At 70.7% G+C, this 21,826-nt stretch carries 21 protein-coding genes; 14 read left to right on the top strand and 7 right to left on the bottom strand.

Going from position 1 to position 21,826, the window contains the following annotated elements:
* The first annotated feature begins 19 nt into the window (after positions 1-19).
* The 9 genes from atpB to Dvina_RS07340 all read left to right on the top strand — a co-directional run bounded on the left by atpB (position 20) and on the right by Dvina_RS07340 (position 7,645).
* Positions 20-796 carry a F0F1 ATP synthase subunit A gene (atpB, locus tag Dvina_RS07300; RefSeq protein ID WP_223101580.1) on the top strand — a complete coding sequence of 259 codons (777 nt, stop codon included), beginning with the start codon at positions 20-22 and terminating at the stop codon, positions 794-796.
* 137 nt (positions 797-933) lie between these two features.
* Positions 934-1,158 carry an ATP synthase F0 subunit C gene (gene atpE / locus Dvina_RS07305; RefSeq protein ID WP_223101581.1) on the top strand — a complete coding sequence of 75 codons (225 nt, stop codon included), beginning with the start codon at positions 934-936 and terminating at the stop codon, positions 1,156-1,158.
* A 37-nt stretch (positions 1,159-1,195) separates the two neighbouring features.
* The gene (locus tag Dvina_RS07310) at positions 1,196-1,744 is read left to right on the top strand and encodes a F0F1 ATP synthase subunit B (protein ID WP_223105380.1); all 549 of its coding nucleotides are present in this window, start codon (positions 1,196-1,198) and stop codon (positions 1,742-1,744) included.
* Positions 1,744-2,574 (top strand): F0F1 ATP synthase subunit delta, encoded by an 831-nt coding sequence (locus Dvina_RS07315; protein ID WP_223101582.1) that lies wholly within the window; start codon positions 1,744-1,746, stop codon positions 2,572-2,574. Before Dvina_RS07310 ends, Dvina_RS07315 begins: the two co-directional genes overlap by 1 nt.
* A gap of 38 nt (positions 2,575-2,612) precedes the next feature.
* Positions 2,613-4,250 carry a F0F1 ATP synthase subunit alpha gene (atpA, locus tag Dvina_RS07320; RefSeq protein ID WP_223101583.1) on the top strand — a complete coding sequence of 546 codons (1,638 nt, stop codon included), beginning with the start codon at positions 2,613-2,615 and terminating at the stop codon, positions 4,248-4,250.
* A gap of 3 nt (positions 4,251-4,253) precedes the next feature.
* Entirely contained in the window at positions 4,254-5,180 is a 927-nt protein-coding gene (locus Dvina_RS07325; protein WP_223101584.1) for a F0F1 ATP synthase subunit gamma, read from the top strand.
* Positions 5,180-6,613, top strand: a complete 1,434-nt coding sequence (atpD, locus tag Dvina_RS07330; RefSeq protein ID WP_223101585.1) for a F0F1 ATP synthase subunit beta — start codon at positions 5,180-5,182, stop codon at positions 6,611-6,613. Before Dvina_RS07325 ends, atpD begins: the two co-directional genes overlap by 1 nt.
* A gap of 273 nt (positions 6,614-6,886) precedes the next feature.
* Positions 6,887-7,171 (top strand): F0F1 ATP synthase subunit epsilon, encoded by a 285-nt coding sequence (locus tag Dvina_RS07335; protein WP_223101586.1) that lies wholly within the window; start codon positions 6,887-6,889, stop codon positions 7,169-7,171.
* Positions 7,172-7,189: 18 nt separating this feature from the next.
* The gene (locus tag Dvina_RS07340; protein ID WP_223101587.1) at positions 7,190-7,645 is read left to right on the top strand and encodes a DUF2550 domain-containing protein; all 456 of its coding nucleotides are present in this window, start codon (positions 7,190-7,192) and stop codon (positions 7,643-7,645) included.
* Here Dvina_RS07340 and Dvina_RS07345 read toward each other — a convergent pair.
* The gene (locus Dvina_RS07345; RefSeq protein ID WP_223101588.1) at positions 7,630-8,208 is read right to left on the bottom strand and encodes a cob(I)yrinic acid a,c-diamide adenosyltransferase; all 579 of its coding nucleotides are present in this window, start codon (positions 8,206-8,208) and stop codon (positions 7,630-7,632) included. The two genes, Dvina_RS07340 and Dvina_RS07345, sit on opposite strands and share 16 nt — an antisense overlap.
* A 28-nt stretch (positions 8,209-8,236) precedes the next feature.
* Here Dvina_RS07345 and murA point away from each other — a divergent pair, with 28 nt between their 5' ends.
* A complete protein-coding gene (murA, locus tag Dvina_RS07350; protein ID WP_223101589.1) occupies positions 8,237-9,520 on the top strand; it encodes a UDP-N-acetylglucosamine 1-carboxyvinyltransferase in 1,284 nt (427 codons plus the stop codon).
* Between the two features lie 79 nt (positions 9,521-9,599).
* Here murA and Dvina_RS07355 read toward each other — a convergent pair whose 3' ends face one another.
* Complete coding sequence (locus tag Dvina_RS07355) at positions 9,600-10,232, bottom strand: DUF4126 domain-containing protein (RefSeq protein ID WP_223101590.1); 633 nt, start codon at positions 10,230-10,232, stop codon at positions 9,600-9,602.
* 58 nt (positions 10,233-10,290) lie between these two features.
* On the opposite strand from Dvina_RS07355, the gene nucS reads away from it, so the two are divergent.
* Positions 10,291-10,950, top strand: coding sequence for an endonuclease NucS (gene nucS / locus Dvina_RS07360; RefSeq protein ID WP_223101591.1), 660 nt, complete (start codon positions 10,291-10,293; stop codon positions 10,948-10,950).
* Here the strand turns inward: nucS and Dvina_RS07365 are convergent.
* Positions 10,937-12,910, bottom strand: a complete 1,974-nt coding sequence (locus Dvina_RS07365) for a protein meaA (RefSeq protein ID WP_223101592.1) — start codon at positions 12,908-12,910, stop codon at positions 10,937-10,939. The two genes, nucS and Dvina_RS07365, sit on opposite strands and share 14 nt — an antisense overlap.
* 68 nt (positions 12,911-12,978) lie before the next feature.
* On the opposite strand from Dvina_RS07365, the gene Dvina_RS07370 reads away from it, so the two are divergent.
* Entirely contained in the window at positions 12,979-13,836 is an 858-nt protein-coding gene (locus Dvina_RS07370) for an ABC transporter ATP-binding protein (protein WP_223101593.1), read from the top strand.
* The gene (locus Dvina_RS07375) at positions 13,833-14,618 is read left to right on the top strand and encodes an ABC transporter permease (protein ID WP_223101594.1); all 786 of its coding nucleotides are present in this window, start codon (positions 13,833-13,835) and stop codon (positions 14,616-14,618) included. The genes Dvina_RS07370 and Dvina_RS07375 overlap by 4 nt, the downstream gene beginning before the upstream one ends.
* Positions 14,619-14,638: 20 nt before the next feature.
* Here the strand turns inward: Dvina_RS07375 and Dvina_RS07380 are convergent, their stop codons facing one another.
* The 3 genes from Dvina_RS07380 to Dvina_RS07390 form a co-directional block, all read right to left on the bottom strand.
* On the bottom strand, positions 14,639-14,929 hold the full coding sequence (locus tag Dvina_RS07380) for a hypothetical protein (RefSeq protein ID WP_223101595.1): 291 nt from the start codon (positions 14,927-14,929) through the stop codon (positions 14,639-14,641).
* A gap of 49 nt (positions 14,930-14,978) precedes the next feature.
* Positions 14,979-17,087, bottom strand: coding sequence for an ATP-binding protein (locus Dvina_RS07385; RefSeq protein WP_223101596.1), 2,109 nt, complete (start codon positions 17,085-17,087; stop codon positions 14,979-14,981).
* Positions 17,088-18,070: 983 nt separating this feature from the next.
* A complete protein-coding gene (locus Dvina_RS07390; RefSeq protein WP_223101597.1) occupies positions 18,071-19,576 on the bottom strand; it encodes an aldehyde dehydrogenase family protein in 1,506 nt (501 codons plus the stop codon).
* 113 nt (positions 19,577-19,689) lie between these two features.
* Between Dvina_RS07390 and Dvina_RS07395 the strand changes: the two genes are divergently transcribed.
* The gene (locus tag Dvina_RS07395; RefSeq protein WP_223101598.1) at positions 19,690-20,508 is read left to right on the top strand and encodes an alpha/beta fold hydrolase; all 819 of its coding nucleotides are present in this window, start codon (positions 19,690-19,692) and stop codon (positions 20,506-20,508) included.
* Between the two features lie 605 nt (positions 20,509-21,113).
* Here the strand turns inward: Dvina_RS07395 and Dvina_RS07400 are convergent.
* Positions 21,114-21,815 carry an SDR family NAD(P)-dependent oxidoreductase gene (locus Dvina_RS07400; RefSeq protein WP_223101599.1) on the bottom strand — a complete coding sequence of 234 codons (702 nt, stop codon included), beginning with the start codon at positions 21,813-21,815 and terminating at the stop codon, positions 21,114-21,116.
* Positions 21,816-21,826 lie beyond the last annotated feature (11 nt).

The following is a 21,826-nucleotide window of genomic DNA, read 5'->3' on the forward strand; positions in this document are numbered from 1 at the left end:
ATATTTCGAAGGGAACACGGTGAGCGGTCAGGTTCTGGCGGAGGTGCCTTTCCCGCCCAGTGTGGACGACATCTACCCGCCGGCGCTGGTGGGCGGTGCGGAGTGGCTTACCAAGTTCAGCCTGTTCCTCTGGCTGGCCGCGCTGATCGTCATCGTGTTCTTCCTGGTCGCCTACCGCAGCCCGAAGATCGTGCCGACGAAGGGCCAGTGGCTCGCGGAGAGCATCTACGGCTTCGTCCGGGAAGGCGTGGCCAAGGACGTCATCGGCCACCACGGCCTGAAGTTCGCGCCGTATCTGGCCAGCCTGTTCTGCTTCATCCTGGTCGGCAACATCTTCTCGATCGTGCCGTTCATCCAGGTCTCGCCGATGGCCCACATCGCCTTCCCGCTGATGCTGGCACTGTGCACGTACTTCCTGTACCTGTACCAGGGCTTCAAGAAGCACGGGTTCTTCGGCTACCTGAAGCACGCGACCTACCTGCCCGCGCCGTGGTACATGCAGCCGCTGCTGCTGCCGATCGAGGCCCTGCAGACGTTCATCCTGCAGCCGGTCACGCTGGCCCTGCGACTCTTCGCCAACATGTTCGCCGGCCACATGCTGCTGCTGGTGTTCACGCTCGGCGGCTTCGCGCTGCTCAACGCGGACAGCCTGTTCCTCAAGCCGATCTCCATCGTCTCCTGGGTGATGACGATCCTGCTCACGTTCTTCGAGCTGCTGATCGCCGCCCTGCAGGCGTACGTCTTCACGCTGCTGACGGCCAACTACCTCGCCGGCACCCTGGCCGACGAGCACTAGCCGCGGGCGTCCACTTCGTCACCGACCAATTCGTCACACCCGCGCCACCCCGCTTCGGTCTTCGAAAGCGTTGCCGCTCCACCCTTTTCAGTTGTCCCGCGTGAATCGGTCACGCGAGATCCCAGGAGGATTCACAAATGGCTCTGGCAGAGATCACCGGTTCCATGGCCGCGGTCGGTTACGGCCTCGCCGCGATCGGCCCCGGCATCGGCGTCGGCATCGTCTTCGCCTCCTACATCCAGTCGACCGCTCGCCAGCCCGAGTCGGCCGGTCTGACCCGTACGTACATGTTCCTCGGCTTCGCCGTGGTCGAGGCGCTCGCCCTGCTGGGTATCGCCTTCGGCTTCGTGTTCGGCAAGTAGCCCTCCCTCCTCCGATTCAACCGGGAGGTTTCCCATGCTGAATTTTGCTGCCGAGGCAGAGCACAACCCGATCATTCCGATCTGGCAGGAGATCCTCGTCGGAGGCATCGCCTTCGCGATTCTCGTGTTCGTACTCGTGAAGTTGGTCTTCCCGCGCATGGAGGAGACCTTCCGGGCCCGGGTTGACGCGATCGAGGGCGGCATCAAGCGTGCCGAAGAGGCGCAGGCCGAGGCGAACAAGCTCCTCCAGCAGTACAAGGAGCAGCTCGCGGAGGCCCGCACCGAGGCGGCCCGCATCCGTGACGAGGCGCGCGCCGACGCGACGGGCATCCGCGAGGACATCCTCGCGAAGGCCCGCGAGGAGAGCGACCGCATCATCGCCGCGGGGCGTGAGGCCCTGCAGACCGAGCGGCAGACCATCGTCCGCCAGCTGCGGGCCGAGATCGGCTCGCTCGCGGTGGACCTGGCCGGCCGGATCGTCGGTGAGTCCCTCGAGGAGGAGGCCCGCCGCCGTGGCACGGTCGAGCGGTTCCTCGCGGAGATCGGCGAAGGCAACGGCGACTCGGCCGCCGCCGGACGGCGCTGATGGACGCACTCTCGAACAACGCCAACCGCCAGGCCTACGGGGCCGCGACCGACAAGCTCGCCGAGTCCTCGGCGAGCGCTGACGTCGCTGCGATCACCACCGTCGCCGAAGAGATCCTGGCGGTCGCCGGCCTGCTGCGGCGGGAGCCGCGGCTGCGCCGGGCCCTCGCGGACCCGGCCCGCTCGGGCTCGTCGCGCACGGAGCTGATCAGCTCGATCCTGTCGGGCAAGGTCAGCGCCGCCACGATCGACCTGCTCGGCGTGCTGGTCTCCGGGCACTGGTCCGGTCCGGGCGCGCTGCTCGACGGCGTCGAGCGGCTCGGCGTCGACGCCCTGCTGACCGCGGCCGACCGCGGCGGCGACCTGGCCGACGTGGAGGACGAGCTCTTCCGCTTCAGCCAGATCGTCTCCGGTGACCCGCGGCTCGCGGGCGCGCTCGGCGACTCGACGGCCCCGGTCTCCGCCCGCTCGGAGCTGGCCGCGAACCTGCTCGCAGGCAAGGTCAAGCCGGCCACGCTGGGCCTGGTCCAGCTGGCCGTCGCCGGCTTCGGCGGGCGCGGCTTCGACAGCTCGCTCACCCGCCTGGTCGAGCTGGCCGCGGCGAAGCGGGACCGGTCGGTGGCCTACGTGACCACCGCCGTCGCGCTCACCGACGCCGAGGAGCAGCGGTTGGCCGACCGTCTGGCCGAGCTGTACGGTCGGAATGTCTCCATCAAGGTGGACGTCGATCCGCGCATCATCGGTGGCGTGCGGGTCAAGGTCGGCTCCGACCTCTACGACGGCACGGTCGCCCGGCGTCTCGCCGAGGCGAAGACGGCGCTCTCGAAGTAATTACCCCGAAGCTTGATACTCCAGATAGAAGGTTGAGGATGGCCGAGCTGACCATCTCCTCGGACGACATTCGGGGCGCGCTCGAGCGCTACGTCTCGTCCGTTGACGCAAAGGTCTCCCGTGAGGAGGTCGGCGTCGTCTCGTACGCCGGCGACGGTATCGCCCAGGTCGAAGGCCTTCCCTCGACCATGGCCAACGAACTGCTCGAGTTCGAGGACGGCACGCTCGGTCTCTCGCTCAACCTCGACGTCCGCGAGATCGGCGTCGTCGTGCTCGGCCCGTTCGCGGGCATCGAGGAGGGCCAGCAGGTCAAGCGGACCGGCCGCGTGCTCTCGGTCCCGATCGGCGACGCCTTCCTGGGCCGCGTGGTCAACCCGCTGGGCCAGCCCATCGACGACCGCGGCGACATCGCCAACGAGGGCTTCCGCGAGCTCGAGCTCCAGGCGCCGAACGTCATGAACCGCCAGCCCGTCAAGGAGCCGCTGCAGACCGGCATCAAGGCGATCGACGCCATGACCGCCATCGGCCGCGGCCAGCGCCAGCTGATCATCGGCGACCGCAAGACCGGCAAGACCACCGTCGCGCTGGACACGATCCTCAACCAGCGTGACAACTGGCGCTCCGGCGACCCGAAGAAGCAGGTCCGCTGCATCTACGTCGCCATCGGCCAGAAGGCGACGACGATCGCCGCGATCCGGGGCACCCTCGAAGAGCAGGGCGCGATGGAGTACACCACCATCGTGGCCTCCCCGGCGGACGACCCGGCCGGCTTCAAGTACCTCGCCCCCTACACCGGCTCGGCCATCGGCCAGCACTGGATGTACGGCGGCAAGCACGTCCTGATCGTCTTCGACGACCTGACCAAGCAGGCCGAGGCGTACCGCGCCGTGTCGCTGCTGCTGCGCCGCCCGCCGGGCCGTGAGGCGTACCCGGGCGACGTGTTCTACCTGCACTCGCGGCTGCTCGAGCGCTGCGCCAAGCTCTCCGACGACCTCGGCGGGGGCTCGATGACCGGTCTGCCGATCATCGAGACGAAGGCCAACGACATCTCGGCCTACATCCCGACGAACGTCATCTCCATCACCGACGGCCAGGTCTTCCTCGAGTCCGACCTGTTCAACCAGGGCGTCCGCCCGGCGATCAACGTCGGCACCTCGGTCTCCCGGGTCGGCGGTTCGGCCCAGGTCAAGGGCATGAAGGACGTCGCCGGCCGGCTCCGGCTGGACCTGGCGCAGTACCGCGAGCTCGAGGCGTTCTCCGCGTTCGCCTCCGACCTCGACAAGGCCTCGCGCGCCCAGCTGGACAAGGGTGCCCGCCTGGTCGAGCTGCTCAAGCAGCCGCAGTACTCGCCGTTCTCGGTCGAGGAGGAGATCGTCTCGGTGTGGGCCGGCACGACGGGCCAGCTCGACGACATCGCCGTGGGCGACATCCGCCGCTTCGAGACCGAGTTCCTCCAGCACCTGCGCTCCAGCCGCAAGGAGCTGCTGGACGCGATCGCGGAGAGCAAGAAGCTGGAGCAGTCGACCATCGACGGGCTCACCGACGCGATCAAGAACTTCAAGCAGGTCTTCTCGGCCAAGGGTGACGAGGTCAAGGTGAACGAAGCCGAGGCCAAAGCCCTCGAGGGGGAGCAGCAGCGCGAGACCGTGACCCGCCAGGTCCGGAAGTCGGGCTGACGCATGGCCGGTCAAGTACAGGCACTGCGCCGCCGGATCCGGACGGTCAAGTCGACCAAGAAGATCACGAAGGCGCAGGAGCTGGTCGCCACGAGCCGCATCGGCAAGGCGCAGGAGCGGGTCGCCGCCGCCCTGCCCTACGCCGAGGCGATCACGGACGTGCTGACGGCGCTGGCCAGCAACGCGAACGTCGACCACCCGCTGCTGGTGCCGCGCAAGACGGTCCACCGGGCCGGCGTGCTCGTCGTCACCAGCGACCGGGGGCTGTGCGGCGGCTACAACGCCAACGCACTGCGGACCGCCGAGCAGCTGATCGCGAGGCTGCGCGGGGACGGCAAGCAGGTCGCGCTGTATGTCGCCGGCCGCAAGGGCGTCGCGTACTACCGGTTCCGGGGCCGTGAGGTCGCCGGGAGCTGGACGGGCTTCTCCGAGCAGCCGCGCTACGAGAACGCGTCGGACATCGGCGAGGCGCTGATCGAGGCGTTCGTCAACGGCGCCGACGACACCGCCGACGGCCCCGGTGCCGACAGCGTGCACGGCATCGACGAGCTCTACATGGTCCACACGCAGTTCCGCTCGCTCATGACCCAGACCCCCGTGGCGCGCATCGTCGCGCCGATGGAGGTCGAGGAGACCGAGGTCAGCGGGCCGCTGCCGGCCTACGAGTTCGAGCCCGACGCCGAGACGCTGCTCGAGGCGCTGCTGCCGAAGTACATCAACTCGCGGATCTTCGCGGCGCTGCTGGACTCGGCGGCAAGTGAGTCGGCCGCCCGCCGGCGCGCCATGAAGAGCGCCTCCGACAACGCCGACGACCTGCTCAAGCGGTACACCCGCGAAATGAACTCCGCACGGCAGGCGGCGATCACCCAGGAAATCAGCGAGATCGTCGGCGGCGCCAACGCGCTGGCGGCGGCGGGAAGTGATGTGTGATGACTGCACCAGCAGACACGAAGACCGCGGTCGGCCGCGTGGTCCGGGTCATCGGCCCGGTCGTCGACGCCGAGTTCCCGCGCGACGCCATGCCCGAGATCTACAACGCGCTCCACGTCGACGTGACCCTCTCCGAGGGCACGAAGACGCTGACGCTCGAGGTTGCGCAGCACCTCGGCGACAACATGGTGCGCGCCATCTCCATGCAGCCGACCGACGGCCTCGTCCGCGGCACCGAGGTGCACGACACCGGCTCCGGCATCTCGGTGCCCGTCGGTGACGTCACCAAGGGCCACGTGTTCAACGCCCTCGGCCAGGTCCTCAACGCCGACGAGTCGACGCTGGAGATCAAGGACCGCTGGGAGATCCACCGCCCGGCGCCGAAGTTCGCCGAGCTCGAGCCGAAGACCGAGATGCTGGAGACCGGCATCAAGGTGCTCGACCTGCTCGCGCCCTACGTGCGCGGTGGCAAGATCGGCCTGTTCGGCGGGGCCGGCGTGGGCAAGACGGTGCTCATCCAGGAGATGATCACCCGTGTCGCCCGCAACTTCGGTGGTACGTCGGTGTTCGCCGGCGTGGGTGAGCGCACCCGCGAGGGCAACGACCTCATCCTGGAGATGGAAGAGGGTGGCGTGCTCGACAAGACCGCCCTCGTGTTCGGCCAGATGGACGAGCCGCCGGGCACCCGGCTGCGCGTCGCGCTCTCCGCGCTGACCATGGCGGAGTACTTCCGTGACGTGCAGAACCAGGAGGTGCTGCTCTTCATCGACAACATCTTCCGGTTCACGCAGGCCGGCTCCGAGGTGTCGACGCTGCTCGGCCGTATGCCGAGCGCCGTCGGTTACCAGCCGACCCTGGCCGACGAGATGGGCCTGCTCCAGGAGCGCATCACCTCCGTGCGGGGCAAGGCCATCACCTCGCTCCAGGCGATCTACGTGCCCGCCGACGACTACACCGACCCGGCGCCGGCCACCACGTTCGCCCACCTGGACGCGACGACCAACCTCGAGCGGTCGATCTCGGACAAGGGCATCTACCCGGCCGTCGACCCGCTGGCGTCCTCCTCGCGCATCCTGGCGCCGGAGTTCGTCGGCATCGAGCACTACACCGTCGCGCGTGAGGTGCAGCGGATCCTGCAGAAGTACAAGGACCTGCAGGACATCATCGCCATCCTCGGTATGGACGAGCTGTCCGAAGAGGACAAGGTCACGGTCAACCGGGCCCGCCGGATCGAGCGCTTCCTGTCGCAGAACACCTACGCCGCCGAGCAGTTCACCGGCGTCGCGGGCTCGACGGTGCCGCTCAAGGAGACCATCGAGTCGTTCAAGAAGATCAGCGAGGGGGAGTACGACCACTTCCCCGAGCAGGCGTTCTTCATGTGCGGCGGCCTCGAGGACCTCGAGAAGAAGGCCCACGAGCTGATGAAGGACTGACGTTCGTCGGTCTTTGGTCGGTTGCTTGGAAGGGCGCGCCGCTCACGGGTGGTGCGCCCTTTCTTTTCGTTACGGGAATCTGAAATTTTCGGCAAAGACACTGCGCGGGGCGGTGACGTGGGTCACGCTCTGAAGTGTTCGGACCGAGGTGGCGCGTGCGGCGCGATCGGCCTGTTCACCAGGTGTGCCAACGTGGTGAGGCCCACTGCTCCCCGCGCCCGATGATTGACTAGACTCGTCCAAACCGGATCGCGCACACGAGGAGTAACTAGCGTGGCGAGGCAGCTGAACGTCGAGCTCGTAGCCGTCGAGGAGAAAGTGTGGTCCGGCGACGCGGACATGGTGGTGGCGCGCACCACCGAGGGTGAGCTCGGTGTGCTCTACGGCCACGAGCAGCTGCTCGGCCAGCTCGCCGAAGAGGGCCAGGTGCGCATCAAGCAGGGTGGCCGGGAGATCGCCTACGACGTGTTCGGCGGGTTCATTTCCGTCACCGGCACCGGCGTGACGATCCTCGCCGAGAGCTGCACCCCCGCCACCGCCTCCTCCGCAGCCCACTAAAGCGACCGGGCGGCGCAGGTGAGGATCGTCGAGGGCATCGGCATCGCGGTCCTGGTCCTGCTCGCCGCCCTGGCGGTGCTGTTTCTGCGCCGTCTCGTGATCGCCCGGCAGGGCGGCACCATCGAGCTCGGCGTCCGCCTGAGCACCATGGTCCCCGGCCGCGGCTGGTCCGCCGGCCTGGCCCGGTTCGCCGGCGACGAGCTGCGGTGGTATCGCATCTTCAGCTTCTGGCCGGGCCCGCGCCGGGTCCTGACGCGGCGCGGGCTCGCCGTCGAGCGCCGCCGCATCCCCGACGCGGCCGAGCTGCTCGTGCTCCCGCCCGACTGGGTGATCGTCCGCTGCATCAACCGCCAGGCCCCGGTGGAGATTGCCATGGCCGAGCGTGCGCTCACCGGCTTTCTGTCCTGGGTCGAGGCCGCGCCTCCAGGAGAGTCCACCCCGGAGACGCGGCCCTATCGCTACAAGACGGGCTGACCGCCCGGCACCCACTTGACGTCGCCCCCTGGGTTTGCGGACCGGCACAGAATGAAGAGCAGGTCCGAAAGCCGGTTGAGGTACTCCAGCGCGACGACGTTCGTCCGGTCCGCGTCGACCTCCCACAGGGCCCAACCGCTGCGCTCCGCGCGCCGGGACACCGTGCGGGCCACGTGCAGCAGCGCGGCGCCTGGGGTGCCGCCGGGCAGGATGAAGGAGTCCAGCTTGGGCAGCTCCGCGTTGAACTCGTCACACCACTGCTCCAGCCGGGTCACCTGCTCCGGCGTGACCCGCAGCGGCGGGTGCGGCGGGTCGGCGGACACGGGGTTGCACAGGTCCGCGCCGACGTCGAAGAGGTCGTTCTGGACGGCGCGGAGCACCGCCGCGATCCGCTCGTCGAGCGCACCCAGCGCCAGCGCGGCGCCGATCGCCGCGTTGGCCTCGTCGACATCGGCGTACGCGACCAGGCGCGGGTCCGTCTTGGACACGCGCGAGAAGTCGCCAAGTCCAGTGGTACCGGTGTCGCCGGTCTTCGTGTAGATCCGCGTGAGGTGAATGGCCATGGTTTTCACGGTACGGAATCCCCCTACGATGACGGACGTGGACGTGATCCGTGTGATGGGCGGGACCCGGCTGGCCGGGGACGTATCCGTGGTCGGGGCGAAGAACTCGGCCCTCAAGCTGATGGCGGCGGCCCTGCTGGCCACCGGCCGCAGCGTGCTGACGAACGTGCCGCGCATCACCGACATCGCCATCATGGCCGAGGTGCTGCGCCGCCTCGGCTGTGACGTCGAGCAGGACGAGGACCGCGTCGTCATCGACGTGCCCGACGAGCTGGGCACCGAGGCCGACTACGACCTGGTCCGCCGCCTGCGCGCCTCGATCTGCGTCCTCGGCCCGCTCGTCGCCCGCCGCGGCCACGTCCGCGTGGCGCACCCCGGCGGCGACGCCATCGGCTCCCGCGGCCTGGACATGCACGTCGAGGGCCTGCGCCGGATGGGCGCCGACGTCTCCGGCGAGCACGGCTTCGTCATCGCCACCGCCCCCAAGCTCCACGGCGCCACCATCTGGCTGGACTTCCCGAGCGTCGGCGCGACGGAGAACCTGCTGATGGCCGCCGTCCTCGCCAACGGCCGCACCGAGATCGACAACGCGGCCCGCGAGCCGGAGATCGTCGACATCTGCCGCATGCTCACCGACATGGGCGCCGACATCGAGGGAGCCGGCTCCTCGCGGCTGGTCATCCAGGGCGTCCCGGAACTCCGCCCGGTCGAGCACCGCACCATCGGCGACCGCATCGTGGCCGGCACCTGGGCCTTCGGCGCCGCCATGACCCGCGGTGACGTGACGGTGCACGGGATCGACCCGGCGTTCCTGGAGATCGCCCTGGACAAGGTCGTGACCGCCGGCGGTGAGGTCACCACCAACCCGGACTCGTTCCGGGTGGTCATGCCCTCCCGCCCGAAGGCCGTGGACATCGTGACCCTCCCGTTCCCCGGGTTCGCCACCGACCTGCTCCCGATGGCGGTGGGCCTGGCCGCGGTGAGCGAGGGCTCTTCCCTGGTGACCGAGAACATCTTCGACGGCCGCTTCATGTTCATCAACGAAATGTCCCGCCTGGGCGCCGACATCCGCACCGACGGCCACCACGCGGTCGTCCGCGGCAAGGACCGCCTGTCGGGCGCCCCGGTGACCGCCACCGACATCCGAGCCGGCGCGGGCCTGGCGATCGCCGGCCTGTGCGCCGACGGGATCACCGAGGTCCGCCACGTCCACCACATCGACCGCGGCTACCCGAGCTTCGAGTCCGATCTGCGGGGCCTCGGCGTCCAGGTGGAGCGGGCCGTAGCGCCACCGGACCAGTTCGACTTCTGACCCCGGGCCCGGCCCACCCGGGCGCCGAACGCGAGAGCGCGGCCCGGGTGGGTGGGGGTGACGGTCTGCCCCGTCGGGGTCAGGGGGCCGGGCGGTAGCCCTGGGCGGCGGCCCACTTCGCGGCGGCCTTCTCCTCCTTGCGGCGCTTGCGGCGGCGCATGAGCCAGCCGAACGACACGAAGATCAGCAGGACGAAGAGCAGGACGATCAACGGGAAGACGATGGCCAGCACCGACAGGGCCACGCTGAAGAAGTCCTCGATGGTGCTCACGATCGGGGCGCCGACCCCGACTGTCGTCGCGTTGATGACCGGGCGGGCCGCGGCCTTCATGCCGTGGACGCCGAGCGATATGGCGCCGCCCACCACTATGGGTACCCATTGATGGCTCGTGAAAAATGATCCCGGGTCCGTCACCGTGACCGTCTCCGAGCTCGACGCGGCGCCGAAGGCCAGACCGCCCGCCGTGGGGCGGATGAAGGTCTGGATGACGTCGTTCACGTGGTCGAGCATCGGTATCTTGTCCGCGACGAACTCGATCGCGAGCAGGACCGCGACGATCGTCAGGGTCCAGCCGTTCTCCATCCACGCCCAGTTGGACGGCAGCGTGATCAGGTCCGAGTAACGCGCGAGCAGGCCGATGGCCATGAGCGGGATGTACGCGTTGAGCCCGGCCGATGTGGCGAGGCCGAGACCCGTCAATGACTCCAACACTCCTAAAGCATGACATCGGGGTGCCAGTCCCACAGCCTGGGCGGTTAGGCTGTCCGCCGTGCGTCTCGTCATCGCCAAGTGCTCGGTCGACTACATCGGCCGGCTCACGGCCCACCTCGCGCCCGCGACCCGCCTGCTGCTCATCAAGGCGGACGGGTCGATCTCGATCCACGCCGACGACCGGGCGTACAAGCCGCTGAACTGGATGTCCCCGCCCTGCCGGCTGGAGGAGACCGAGGGGCTGTGGCGGGTCGTCAACAAGGGCGGCGAGGAGCTGCGGATCACGATCGAGGAGATCCTGCACGACAGCTCGCACGAGCTGGGCATCGACCCGGGCCTGGTCAAGGACGGTGTCGAGGCGCACCTGCAGGAGCTGCTGGCGGCCGCGCCGGAGACGCTGGGCAGCGGGTTCACGCTTGTCCGGCGCGAGTACATGACCGCGATCGGGCCCGTCGACCTGCTCTGCCGCAACGGCGAGGGCGCGACCGTGGCTGTGGAGATCAAGCGCCGGGGTGAGATCGACGGCGTGGAGCAGCTGACCCGATACCTCGAGCTGCTCGGCCGCGACCCCCTGCTCGCCCCGGTGTCGGGAATCTTCGCGGCGCAGGAGATCAAGCCGCAGGCCCGCGTGCTCGCCGAGGACCGGGGCATCCGCTGCGTCGTGCTCGACTACAACGCCCTGCGCGGGGCGAAGAAGGACGAGCTCACGCTGTTCTAGCCGCGCAGATCACGCTCACCAGCTCATCGATCACGTCCGTGATCGCGAAGTCCTTGGGCGTGAACACCCGGGCCACCCCGGCGGCCAGCAGCGTCTGCGCGTCGGCGGGCGGGATGATGCCGCCCACCACCACGGGCAGGTCGGCGAGCCCGGCCGCGCGCAGACCCGACAGCACGGACTCCACCACGGCCAGGTGCGATCCCGACAAGACCGACAAACCTACTAGATTGACGTCCTCCTCCACGGCCGCGGCCACGATCTGGGCCGGCGTCAGGCGGATGCCCTGGTACACCACCTCGAACCCGGCGTCGCGGGCCCGCATGGCGATCTGCTCGGCCCCGTTCGAATGCCCGTCGAGCCCCGGCTTCCCGATGAGCAGGCGCAGCCGGCCGGTTCCGAGCTCCGCGGCGGCCCGGCGGACCCGCTCCCGCACGGCGGTCAGGTCGCCGGCGGGGACGGATGACGTGTTCCCCAGCCCGGTCGGCGCTCGGTACTCCCCGAAGACCTCCCGCAGCACCCCCGCCCATTCGCCGGTCGTCACACCTGCGGCAACGCAGTCGAGCGTCGCCGCCATCAGGTTCGCGTCGCCGGCCGCGGCCGCCCGCAGGGCCGCGAGCGCCGCCGTCACGTCGCCGCGCGCCGCCCGCCAGGCGACGACCGAGTCGACAGCCGCCCGTTCGACACCGGGGTCGATCAGCTCGATGCCGGCCGCGGTCAGCGGCGACGGCTCCGTCTCGGTGAAGCGGTTCACCCCGACCATGACGTCCTCGCCGCTCTCCAGCCGGGCCCGCCGCGCGGCCAGCGACGCCACTAGCGAGCGCTTGAGATACCCGGACTCGACGGCGGCCACCACCCCGCCCATCGACAGCACCCGGTCCAGCTCCTGCGAGGCCTCGGCCACGACCCCGTCCACCAGCGCGGTCATCACGTGCGAGCCCTCGAACAGGTCTGGGTACTCCAGCAGATCCGACTCGAAGGCCAGCACCTGCTGCATGCGCAGCGACCACTGCTGGTCCCACGGCCGCGGCAGTCCAAGTGCTTCGTTCCAGGCCGGCAGCTGTACCGCCCGAGCCCGCGCCGACCGCGACAGTGTCACGCCGAGCATCTCCAGGACGATCCGCTGGACGTTGTTCTCCGGCTGGGCCTCGGTCAGGCCGAGCGAGTTGACCTGCACCCCGTAGCGGAACCGGCGCGCGGCCGCGTCCCGCACCCCGTAGCGCTCGAGCGTGATCCGGTCCCAGAGCACGGTGAACGCCCGCATCTTCGCCGTCTCCTCGACGAAGCGCACGGACGCGTTGACGAAGAACGACATCCGGGCCACGACCGACGCGAAGCCGGAGTCCGGCACCTGGCCCGACGAGCGCACCGCGTCCAGCACGGCGATCGCCGTGGCCAGGGCGAACGCGACCTCCTGCACGGGCGTCGCCCCGGCCTCCTGCAGGTGGTACGAGCAGATGTTCACCGGGTTCCAGCGCGGGCAGTTCGCGACCGTCCAGGCGATGGTGTCGGTGGTGAGGCGCAGCGACGGGCCGGGCGGGAAGATGTGCGTGCCCCGGGACAGGTACTCCTTCACGATGTCGTTCTGCGTGGTGCCGGCCAGGGACGCGAGGTCGACGCCCTGCTCGCGGGCGCACGTGACGTACAACGCCAGCAGCCACATCGCCGTCGCGTTGATGGTCATCGAGGTGTTCGCCCGCCCGAGGTCGATGCCGTCGAACAGGGCGCGCACGTCGCCGAGGTGCGCGACAGGCACGCCGACCCGCCCGACCTCGCCGCGGGCCGCTTCGGCGTCGGGGTCGTAGCCGGTCTGGGTCGGCAGGTCGAACGCCACCGAGAGGCCGGTCTGCCCCTTGGCCAGGTTGCGGCGGAAGAGGGCGTTGGAGGCGGCCGCCGAGGAGTGGCCGGCATAGGTGCGCATGACCCACGGGCGGTCGCGTTCGGGGAGCCTCTCGGTCACCATGCGAGTACCCTACTGAACGGTAACTAGGGGAACCCGGTGAAAGTTGTCACCGCTCTATAGTGAACGCCGTGGCGGATGCGATCACGGTGCGCGGCCTGCGCAAGGCGTACGGGAAGGCCTTCGCCGTCGATGGCGTCGACCTCGACGTCCGGGTCGGCGAGGTCTTCGCGCTCCTCGGGCCGAACGGGGCCGGCAAGACCACGACGGTGGAGATCCTCGAGGGCTTCCGCCGCCGCACGTCGGGCGAGGTGGCGGTGCTGGGCCTCGATCCCCAGCGCGCGGACAAGGCGTGGCGGGCCCGGGTCGGAGTGGTGCTGCAGAGCACCGGCGAGTTCGACGACCTGACCGCCCGCGAGGTGGTCCACCACTTCGCGAACTACTACCCGGGCGCGGCCGACCCCGACGAGATCATCACGCGGGTCGGGCTGGCCGAGAAGCAGCACGACCGCACCCGCACCCTCTCCGGCGGCCAGAAGCGCCGCCTCGACGTGGCGCTCGGCATCGTCGGCCGCCCCGAGCTGCTGTTCCTGGACGAGCCCACGACCGGCTTCGACCCCGAGGCGCGGCGCGAGTTCTGGGCCGTCATCCGCGACCTGCGCGGCGCGGGCACGACGATCCTGCTCACCACCCACTACCTGGACGAGGCCGAGGCGCTGGCCGACCGGGTCGGCGTGCTCGCCGGCGGCCGGCTCATCGCCGTCGACACGCCCGCACAGCTCGGCGGGCGCGGTGAGGGCGGCGCCACCGTCGCCTGGACGAGCGAGGACGGCCCGAAGAGCGAGCGCACCGACGCCCCGACCGCGCTCGTCGCCCAGCTGTCCGAGCGGTTCGGCGGCGAGGTGCCGGGCCTGACCGTGACGCGACCGAGCCTCGAGGACGTATACCTGCGGATGATCGGCAGCCCCGAAGAAGTGACAGCGGCATGAACACCCTGCGGCTCGGCCTCCTGCGCGGCGGCCTCGAGATCAAGCAGTTCCTGCGCAGCCGCGAGTCGGTGGTCTTCACCCTCGCGTTCCCGCTGATCCTGCTGTGCGTGTTCGGCGCGGTGTTCGGCGGCGAGATCGCGCCAGGTGTGACCTTCACGCAGTACTTCGCGGCCGGCATGATCGCCGCGGGCCTGCTCTCGACGGGCTTCCAGAGCCTGGCCATCCAGATCCCGATGGAGCGCGAGAAGGGCATCCTCAAGCGCCTGCGCGGCACGCCGATGCCGCGGGCCGCCTACTTCATCGGCAAGGTCGTCATGGTCCTGGTCATCGGCCTGGTCGAGACCGTCCTGCTGGTCACGGTGGCCGCGCTGTTCTTCGGCGTGAAGCTCCCGGCCACCGGCGAGAAGTGGCTGACGTTCGTCTGGGTGTCGCTGCTGGGGATCACCGCCTGCACGCTGTGCGGGATCGCGTTCTCCTCGCTGGCCAAGACCGGCCGCAGCGGCCCGGCCGTGGTGACCCCGGTCGCGATCGTGCTGCAGTTCATCTCGGGCGTCTTTTTCCAGTACTCCCAGCTGCCCGACTGGATGCGCGGCGTCGCCTCGGTCTTCCCGCTCAAGTGGATGACCCAGGGCATGCGCTCGGTCTTCCTGCCCGACTCCTTCGCGATCCGGGAGACCTCCGGCGCGTGGCAGCACGGCACCATCGCGCTCGTCCTGGGCGGCTGGATCGTGCTGGCCCTCGCCCTGTGCCTGTTGACGTTCCGGTGGACCGAGCGCGACTAGGAGTACGACCGAAGGGGCTCCTAGGAATTGATCAACCGCCGGGCCCGGTCCAGCTCGTCGGCGAAGACCAGGATGCGCACCATGCCGTCCGGCCCGGTGGCCAGCGTCGCGCGGACGCCGTTGGAGCGCAGCCGGTCCCGCACCTCGCGGGCGAACGCCAGGTCGCCCACCATCGACACCGAGCGCAGCAGCCCGTAGTCGGGCGTGCCGGGCGGCGCCGGGGGCAGTGCGGTGCCGTACTTCAGCAGACGGATGATGAGCAGCAGCGCGGCCAGCACACCGGCCGAGGCGGCCCATCCGGCAAGGTACATGAGGGGCACGTTGACAGTCTGCCACCAGTTGATCACGCGGTGGCGGCTTCTACACGTACTCGTGGGCGTCCACGGCCGCCGGCACCACCGGGACCGCGGCCGGGATCGTGAAGCTGAACCGGCTGCCCCCGCCGGGGTTGTCGGTCACCGCGATCGTCCCGCCGTGCCGGTCCACGATCCGACGGCAGATGGCCAGGCCGAGGCCGGTGCCACCGTAGGACTGGCCGGCGTGCGCGCGGTGGAACGACTCGAACACGTGGGCCTTGTCGGCGTCCGGAATGCCGATCCCGCGGTCGGCGACCTCGACGCGGACCCAGCCCGGTCCGGCCGTGTGCGCGCTGATGTCGATCTTCGGGACGCGCCCCGGCCGCACGTACTTGAGCGCATTGCCGACCAGGTTGTCCAGCACGTGGCGCAGCATCGCCGGGTCGGCCTCGACGTGCGGAAGCGCACCGATGTACACGTCCGGCTGCACCCGCAGGTGCCCGACCCGCTCGGCGACGACGTCGGCCACGAGCCCGGCCAGGTCGACCTCGCCGGGCTTCAGGGCGGCGTCGCGCGCGGTCACGTAGGCCAGCAGGTCGTCGATCAGCCGCCGCATCCGCACCACGCCCGACCCGACCCGCTCCAGGCTCTCCAGGGCCTGCTCGGGCTCGTCCGGCAGCGCGTCGCGGGCCATCTCCGTGTGGGCGCCGATGACGGTCAGCGGGTTCTTCAGGTCGTGGGCGACGATCCCGGCGAACGCCGCCAGGTCGGCCTCGCGCTCCCGCGCCTCGGTGATGTCGTGGAACACCACGATCGCCCCGCGCTGCCCGTCGTGGTCGAGCGGCCGCCCGCTCACCGACAGCAGGACGCCGTTGATGACCATCTCGACCCGGTCGGTCGACTGCCCGGCCAGGGCCCGCACCATCGGCTGCTCGTGGTTGGGGAACGGCGTGACGCCGTCGGGCAGGTAGACCTCCTCGGCGCCGAGCATCGCCTGGGCGGCCGGGTTGTGCACCAGGAAGTGTCCCTCGCCGTCGACCACGCCGACGCCGTCGCTGATGCGCTCCAGGATGCCGTTGAGCAGCGCGACCTGGTGGTCGGCAATGCGCCTGGCGGCCCGCAGCCCCGCGGTCGCGGTGACCACCTTCGCCTCCGCGCGCCCGCGCGCCCCGGCCAGCGCCCACAGCATCGCGCACACGAGCAGCGTCAGCAGCGTGCCGCCGAGCCCGACCACGAGCGGCAGGGCGGGCGTCGACCCGCCGAGCCGAGCCGCGTCGGCCGACACGACGAGCCGCCACTCCCGGTTGGCGATCGCCACGTGCAGGTCCCGGTGCAGATCCGGATGCGTCCCGGCCTGATGCAGCCGGGCCACCCGCGCCTCCACCCCGCCGCCGTTCTGCGCCCACAGCTCGGCGTCGGCCTGGCCCTGGGTCGCGCGCGTGAGCACACCGCCGAGGAAGTCCTGCCCCCGCAGCCCGAGCACCACCCAGCCCTTGAAGTCCCGCCGCCCGTCCGGCGTCGGATCGCCGTAGGAGGGTGCGGCCAGCACGAACGACAGCTGCTGCTGCCCGGCCGGCAGCTTCCGGTCGCGCAGCAGCACGTAGGTGTCGGAGGCCGCCGCCTCCCCGGAGCGCCGCGCCTCCCACAGCGCCGCGGTCGGCTCGGCCGCCTGCGACAGGTCGGTCCCGGCGGGCAGGACCGCGGTGTCGTCGAGGGGCCGCGTGAAGATCGTGAAGAGGTGCTCGCGCCCGGTGCCCATCGGCTTGAGCTCCAGGCCGGCGACGCCCTGCCCGCGCCAATATTCCTGTGTGGCCGCCACCTGCGAGTCGTCGGCCGCCACCAGGAACACCAACGACGTCGCCCCGACCAGCCCGGCCTCCCGCAGCGGCGCGGTGGTCGACGCGAAGTCCTCGGCGGTCAGATCGCTCTGCGCACCGACCGCCGCCGCCACCGTGCGCAGCGTGTCGAGGTACCGGTGGATCTCCGAACGCACCGACGCGTCGGACAGCCCGGCCGCCCGGTCGAGCACGGCCTGCGCCCGATCCTGCTGCCCCTGCCGGATGGCGTGCGCGGCCTGCCAGGACGCCCCGAGCCCGACCGCCAGCACGACCGCGATGGCCAGCGCACCGGCCCAGCCGACCTGGCGGACCGCACTGCCGAGCCGACCCGTCACCCAACGCTGATCGGCAGGAGAGATTCGAGATTAAGGACAAAGGCCGTGACTCGGGTCCGCGCTGCTTGCGGTCCGCTCCTCCCGCGAGGCACCGGTCGGCGCCTGGGGCGCCTCCCTTCGGCGTCCGCGTCGTGCAGCGCCCTGTCGTGCCTGGACGGATTGCGCGCGGATGTGTCGTGCCCCGGACGGGTCGCTCGGATGCGTCGCGCTCGGACGCGTGGCGCGGATGCGTGGTGCTCGGATGCGTCGCGCTTGGACGCGTGGCGGTGGATACATGGTGCTCGGATGCGTCGCGCTCGGACGCGTCGCGCTCGGATGCGACACGCTTGAATGCATCGCGCGGATCTGTGACGGTCAGACGCCTCTCAGATCGCTCGGGCGGGTCGCGCTTAGATGAGGTCGCGCTCGGACGCGTCGTGCTCGGACGCGACGCGCGGACGCGTTGCGCTCGGACGTGTTGCGCTCGGACGCGTGCGGGATGGTCCGCCGGGCATCGGGCGCTGGCGGGCATTGCGTTCCGTCCGCGGGGCCATGAGCGTGCGCGCCGGGCGTTCAGTCACATCGCCGGCCCGCGCGCGCCCGGACGCGTCTCAGGCTGGCCGCTCGGTCGCGCACCGATTGCCTTGCACGCGCGGACGCGAATTGGGCCGGCCGCTCGGTCACGCATCGCCCCCTCACGCGCGCGGACGCGTATCGGGGTGCGGCTCGGCCGCGCGTCGCTGGTCCTGCGCGCGGACGCGTGGCTGCCGGCTTCGGCCGTAGTCCTGCGCGCGGACGCCTGCCGTCGTCCCACTCGCGGACGCGTGCCGGCCGTCGTCCCACTCGCGGACGCGTGCCGGCCGTCGTCCCACGCGCGGACGCGTGCCTGCCGTCGTCCTACGCGCGGACGCGTGCGTCCGGCGGGCGGGCGCGGACGCGGCTGTGGCGCGCGCGGCGTGTGCGTGAGCGGGGTTGCGGTGACCTGATGACGCTGGCGGTAGTGGCTACTTGGAGCGGCCGTGGACCAGGCGGACCACGCGCAGCATCTGGGAGATGGTCTTCTCGGTTCGGTCGAACGTCGTGGCGGCCAGCAGAGACGGAGCGCGGCGCTTCACGATGGACTTCGGGCGGGTGAACTCGCGCAGGCCGTCGTCGCCGTGAATGCGGCCGAAGCCGGAGTTGCCGACGCCGCCGAAGGGGAGTGCGGGCATGCCGGCGAAGGTCAGGGCCGAGTTGACCGATGTCATGCCCGAGCGGACCTGGCGGGCCAGACTGAGGCCCTGAGACTTCGAGAAGATGGCGCCGCCCAGGCCGTAGCCCGTGCTGTTCGCCAGCCGTACGCCCTCGGCCGCGTCGCGGACCCGGCTGACGGTCAAGGTCGGGCCGAAGGTCTCCTCCTGGACGGCGGCGGCGTCCTCCGGCACGTCGACCAGGATCGTGGGGTTCACGAACGGTGGCTGGACCGCCTCCGCGCCGCCCAGCACGGCGCGGCCGCCGCGGGTGAGGGCGTCTTCGATGTGGCGGCGGATGATCTCGATCTGGGACGGCATGGTGATCGGGCCGATGTCCGAGGAGGGCTCGGCGCCCACGGTGAGCTTGGCGGCGCGGGCCACGACGCGGTTGAGGAAGTCGTCGAAGATCGGCTCGGCGACGTACACCCGCTCAATGCCGACGCAGGTCTGGCCGGCGTTGGTCAGGCCGCCCCAGACACAGGCGCTCGCGGCCTCGTCCAGGTCGGCGTCGGCCGCCACGACCATCGCGTCCTTGCCGCCGCACTCCAGCAGCACGGGCGTGAGGGACTCGGCCGCCACGGCCATGACCTTCTTGCCGGTGGCCGTCGAGCCGGTGAAGGCGATCTTGTCGACCCCGCTGCGGCAGAGGGCCGCGCCGACGTCGCCGAGGCCGTGGACGATCTGCAGGACCGGGTGCTCGGGGACGACCTCGTTGAAGCGGTCGACAAACCATTGACCCACTGCCGGTGTGTACTCGCTGGGCTTGAACACCACCGCATTGCCCGCGGCAAGCGCGTAGGCGATCGACCCCATCGGCGTGAGAATCGGGTAGTTCCAGGGCCCGATCACCCCGACCACGCCCAGCGGCAGATATTCGAGGAACGCCGCGTGCTCCTTCAGCAGCAGCGAGCTCCCGACCCGCCGGCGCCCGAGCACCTTGCGGGCCCGCTGCGCCGCCCACGCGATGTGGTCGACCGCCGCGATCGCCTCGACCAACGCGTCCGCGCGCGGCTTGCCGCCCTCGCGGTTCATGAGCGCGGCCAGCTCCTCGAGGCGGTTGGTGAGCACGCTGCGGAACGCCAGCAGGCGCTGCTTCCGCCCGGAGAATCCGAGTCCGGCCCACCATGCGGCCGCGTCACGCGCCCGGGCGACGGCGGCGGTGAGAGAATCGGTGGAGGCGACCGGGAAGCGGCCGACCTCCTCGCCCGTCGCGGGGTTGGTCGAGATCAGCGAGCCCTCGTCGATGGCGGGGACGCCGGGCGTTCGCGTGGCGGTCATGGCGCGAGTGTAAACCCGGAAATTACTCACGAGTAAGCCCCGAGCGGCCCCGCGATGTCGAAAACCCGGTGCGCACTCCGACCAGTGGGTGGACACAGGCCCAGGAGGAACGGATGAAGATCGAACAGCTCAAGGTGCCCGGCGCGACGTTGCACTACGAGGTCCGCGGCAGCGGGCCGGTCCTGCTGCTGATCTGCGGCGGGATCTACGACGCCGAGGGGTTCGAGGCCCTGGCCGATGAGCTCGCCGGTGAGCGCACCGTGGTCACCTACGACCGGCGCGGCAACTCCCGCAGCCCCCTGGACGGCCCGCCGTCCGAGATCATCCTGGAGGAGCAGGCCGACGACGCGTACCGGCTGCTCGGCGCCGTAGGCGTCACCGAGGACGAGCCGGCCGACGTGTTCGGCAACAGCTCGGGGGCGGTGATCGCGCTGGAACTCGCCGCGCGGTACCCGGGCATGGTCCGCACCGTCGTCGCGCACGAGCCGCCGCTGTTCGAGCTGCTACCCGACTTCGACCGCTTCCGCGCGGTGTTCACAGAGGTGGCCGCGGCGTACCGCGAGCACGGCACAGAGGCCGCCATGGGAGTCTTCGGCGCGGCAATGGCCATGCACGGTGACGACGACACCCCGAGCGCACCGCCGACGGCCGAGTCCGGGGCGCGGATGCAGCGCAACATGGAGTACTTCATCGCGTACGAGGTGCCGCCCATCGCCGCGGTCGTTCCCGATCTCGAGGGCCTGCGCTCAGGGACAGTGCGAATCGTGCCGGCCGTCGGCGCGACGAGCGCGGGAGAGCCGCCGAACCGCGCCGGCCGCGAGCTGGGAGCGCGGCTGGACGCGGAGGTCGTCGAATTCCCACATGGGCACGGCGGGTTCGGAGACGCCGGCCCCTTCGCGGCGAAGCTGCGCCAGGTGCTGGCCGCACCGTAAAGCACACGCAGACCAACCGAGCCGCAAGCCCAACACCCACACGCGCGGACGCGTGCCCGCGCCCGCGCGAGGCCGTGCCCGCGCGAGGCCTGGCCCGCGCCCGCGTCCGCGCGAGACGCGGCACACGCGCGGACGCGGGCGGCTGGCATGCGCGGACGCGGGCTGGCCCATGTGCCCCCGCTGACGTGGACACGCGGGCGAGGCGCGGCACACGCGCGGACCCGCGAAGCGCGGCACACGCGCGGACGCGGGCGGCTGGCATGCGCGGACGCGGGCTGGCCCATGTGCACACGCTGACGCGGACACGCGGGCGAGGCGCGGCACACGCGGGCGCGGACCCTGCACATGGCCGGATGCAAGCGGGCGTACGTGCTGGCGCGGCTCCACACACGCGCGGACCAGCCCACACACGCGCGGACGCGAGCGCGGCGCACGCGGGCTTAGCTCACGCACACGCGCGGACGCGCCCACGCACACGCACACGCACGGACGCGAGCGCGACGCATGCGGGCTCAGCCCAGGTACACGCGCGGACGCGAGCGCTGGCAGGCGCGACCGCTCCCTGCCCGGGGCGGAAGCGAAGTGGCCAGGAACCCGGAAGCTCGTTAAGAGGCGTGTTCCTTGAGGATGCGCTCGGCGACCGCGAGAGGATCGGCGAGGCGCCCTTCGGCGTGGGCGTCGACCCACCGTTGCCGGCCCGGGAAGTAGGCGCCGGACGTGGCGGCGCGGCGGATGTTCTCCTGCATGCCGGTGTCCATCTGGCCGGGGTCGACGTTGGTGATCGAGATTCGTTCGTCCTCGCGGACCTGGGAGGAGAGGACGTCGAAGAACGTCTCGCCGGCGGCCTTCGTCGTGCAGTACAGCGCCCAGCCGTCGATGACCCGGTGGGCGGCGCCGGAGGAGATGAACAGGATGCGCATCCGCGCGTCGGGCGGGGCGGCGCGCAGGAATGTGTTGGTGAGGACCACCGGGGCCGTGAGGTTGACCGCGATCGAGTTGGTGATCGCCTGGGTGGTGAGGCGGCCGATCTCGCCGATCGGCTCGACGACTGCCGCGTTGTGGATCAGTACCACGTCGTCGGCGTCGCGCAGGAACGCGCGCAGCGTGTCGTGGTCGGGGAGCCAGTGGGCGTCCGCGAGGTCGGTGGAGAAGAGCGTCACGTCGCCCGGGTGTTCGTCGCGGAGCTGCTGTTGTTCGGGGCTGAAGTGCCGGCCGACCGCCAGGATCCGATCGCCGCGTGTGGTGGACACGTCGAAGAGGGCGGCGCCCAGGCCGCGGGAGACTCCGGTGATCACGACGGCACGCATGGGGTCACTCT

This window comes from Dactylosporangium vinaceum (genome assembly GCF_019904175.1).
GTDB lineage: Bacteria > Actinomycetota > Actinomycetes > Mycobacteriales > Micromonosporaceae > Dactylosporangium > Dactylosporangium vinaceum.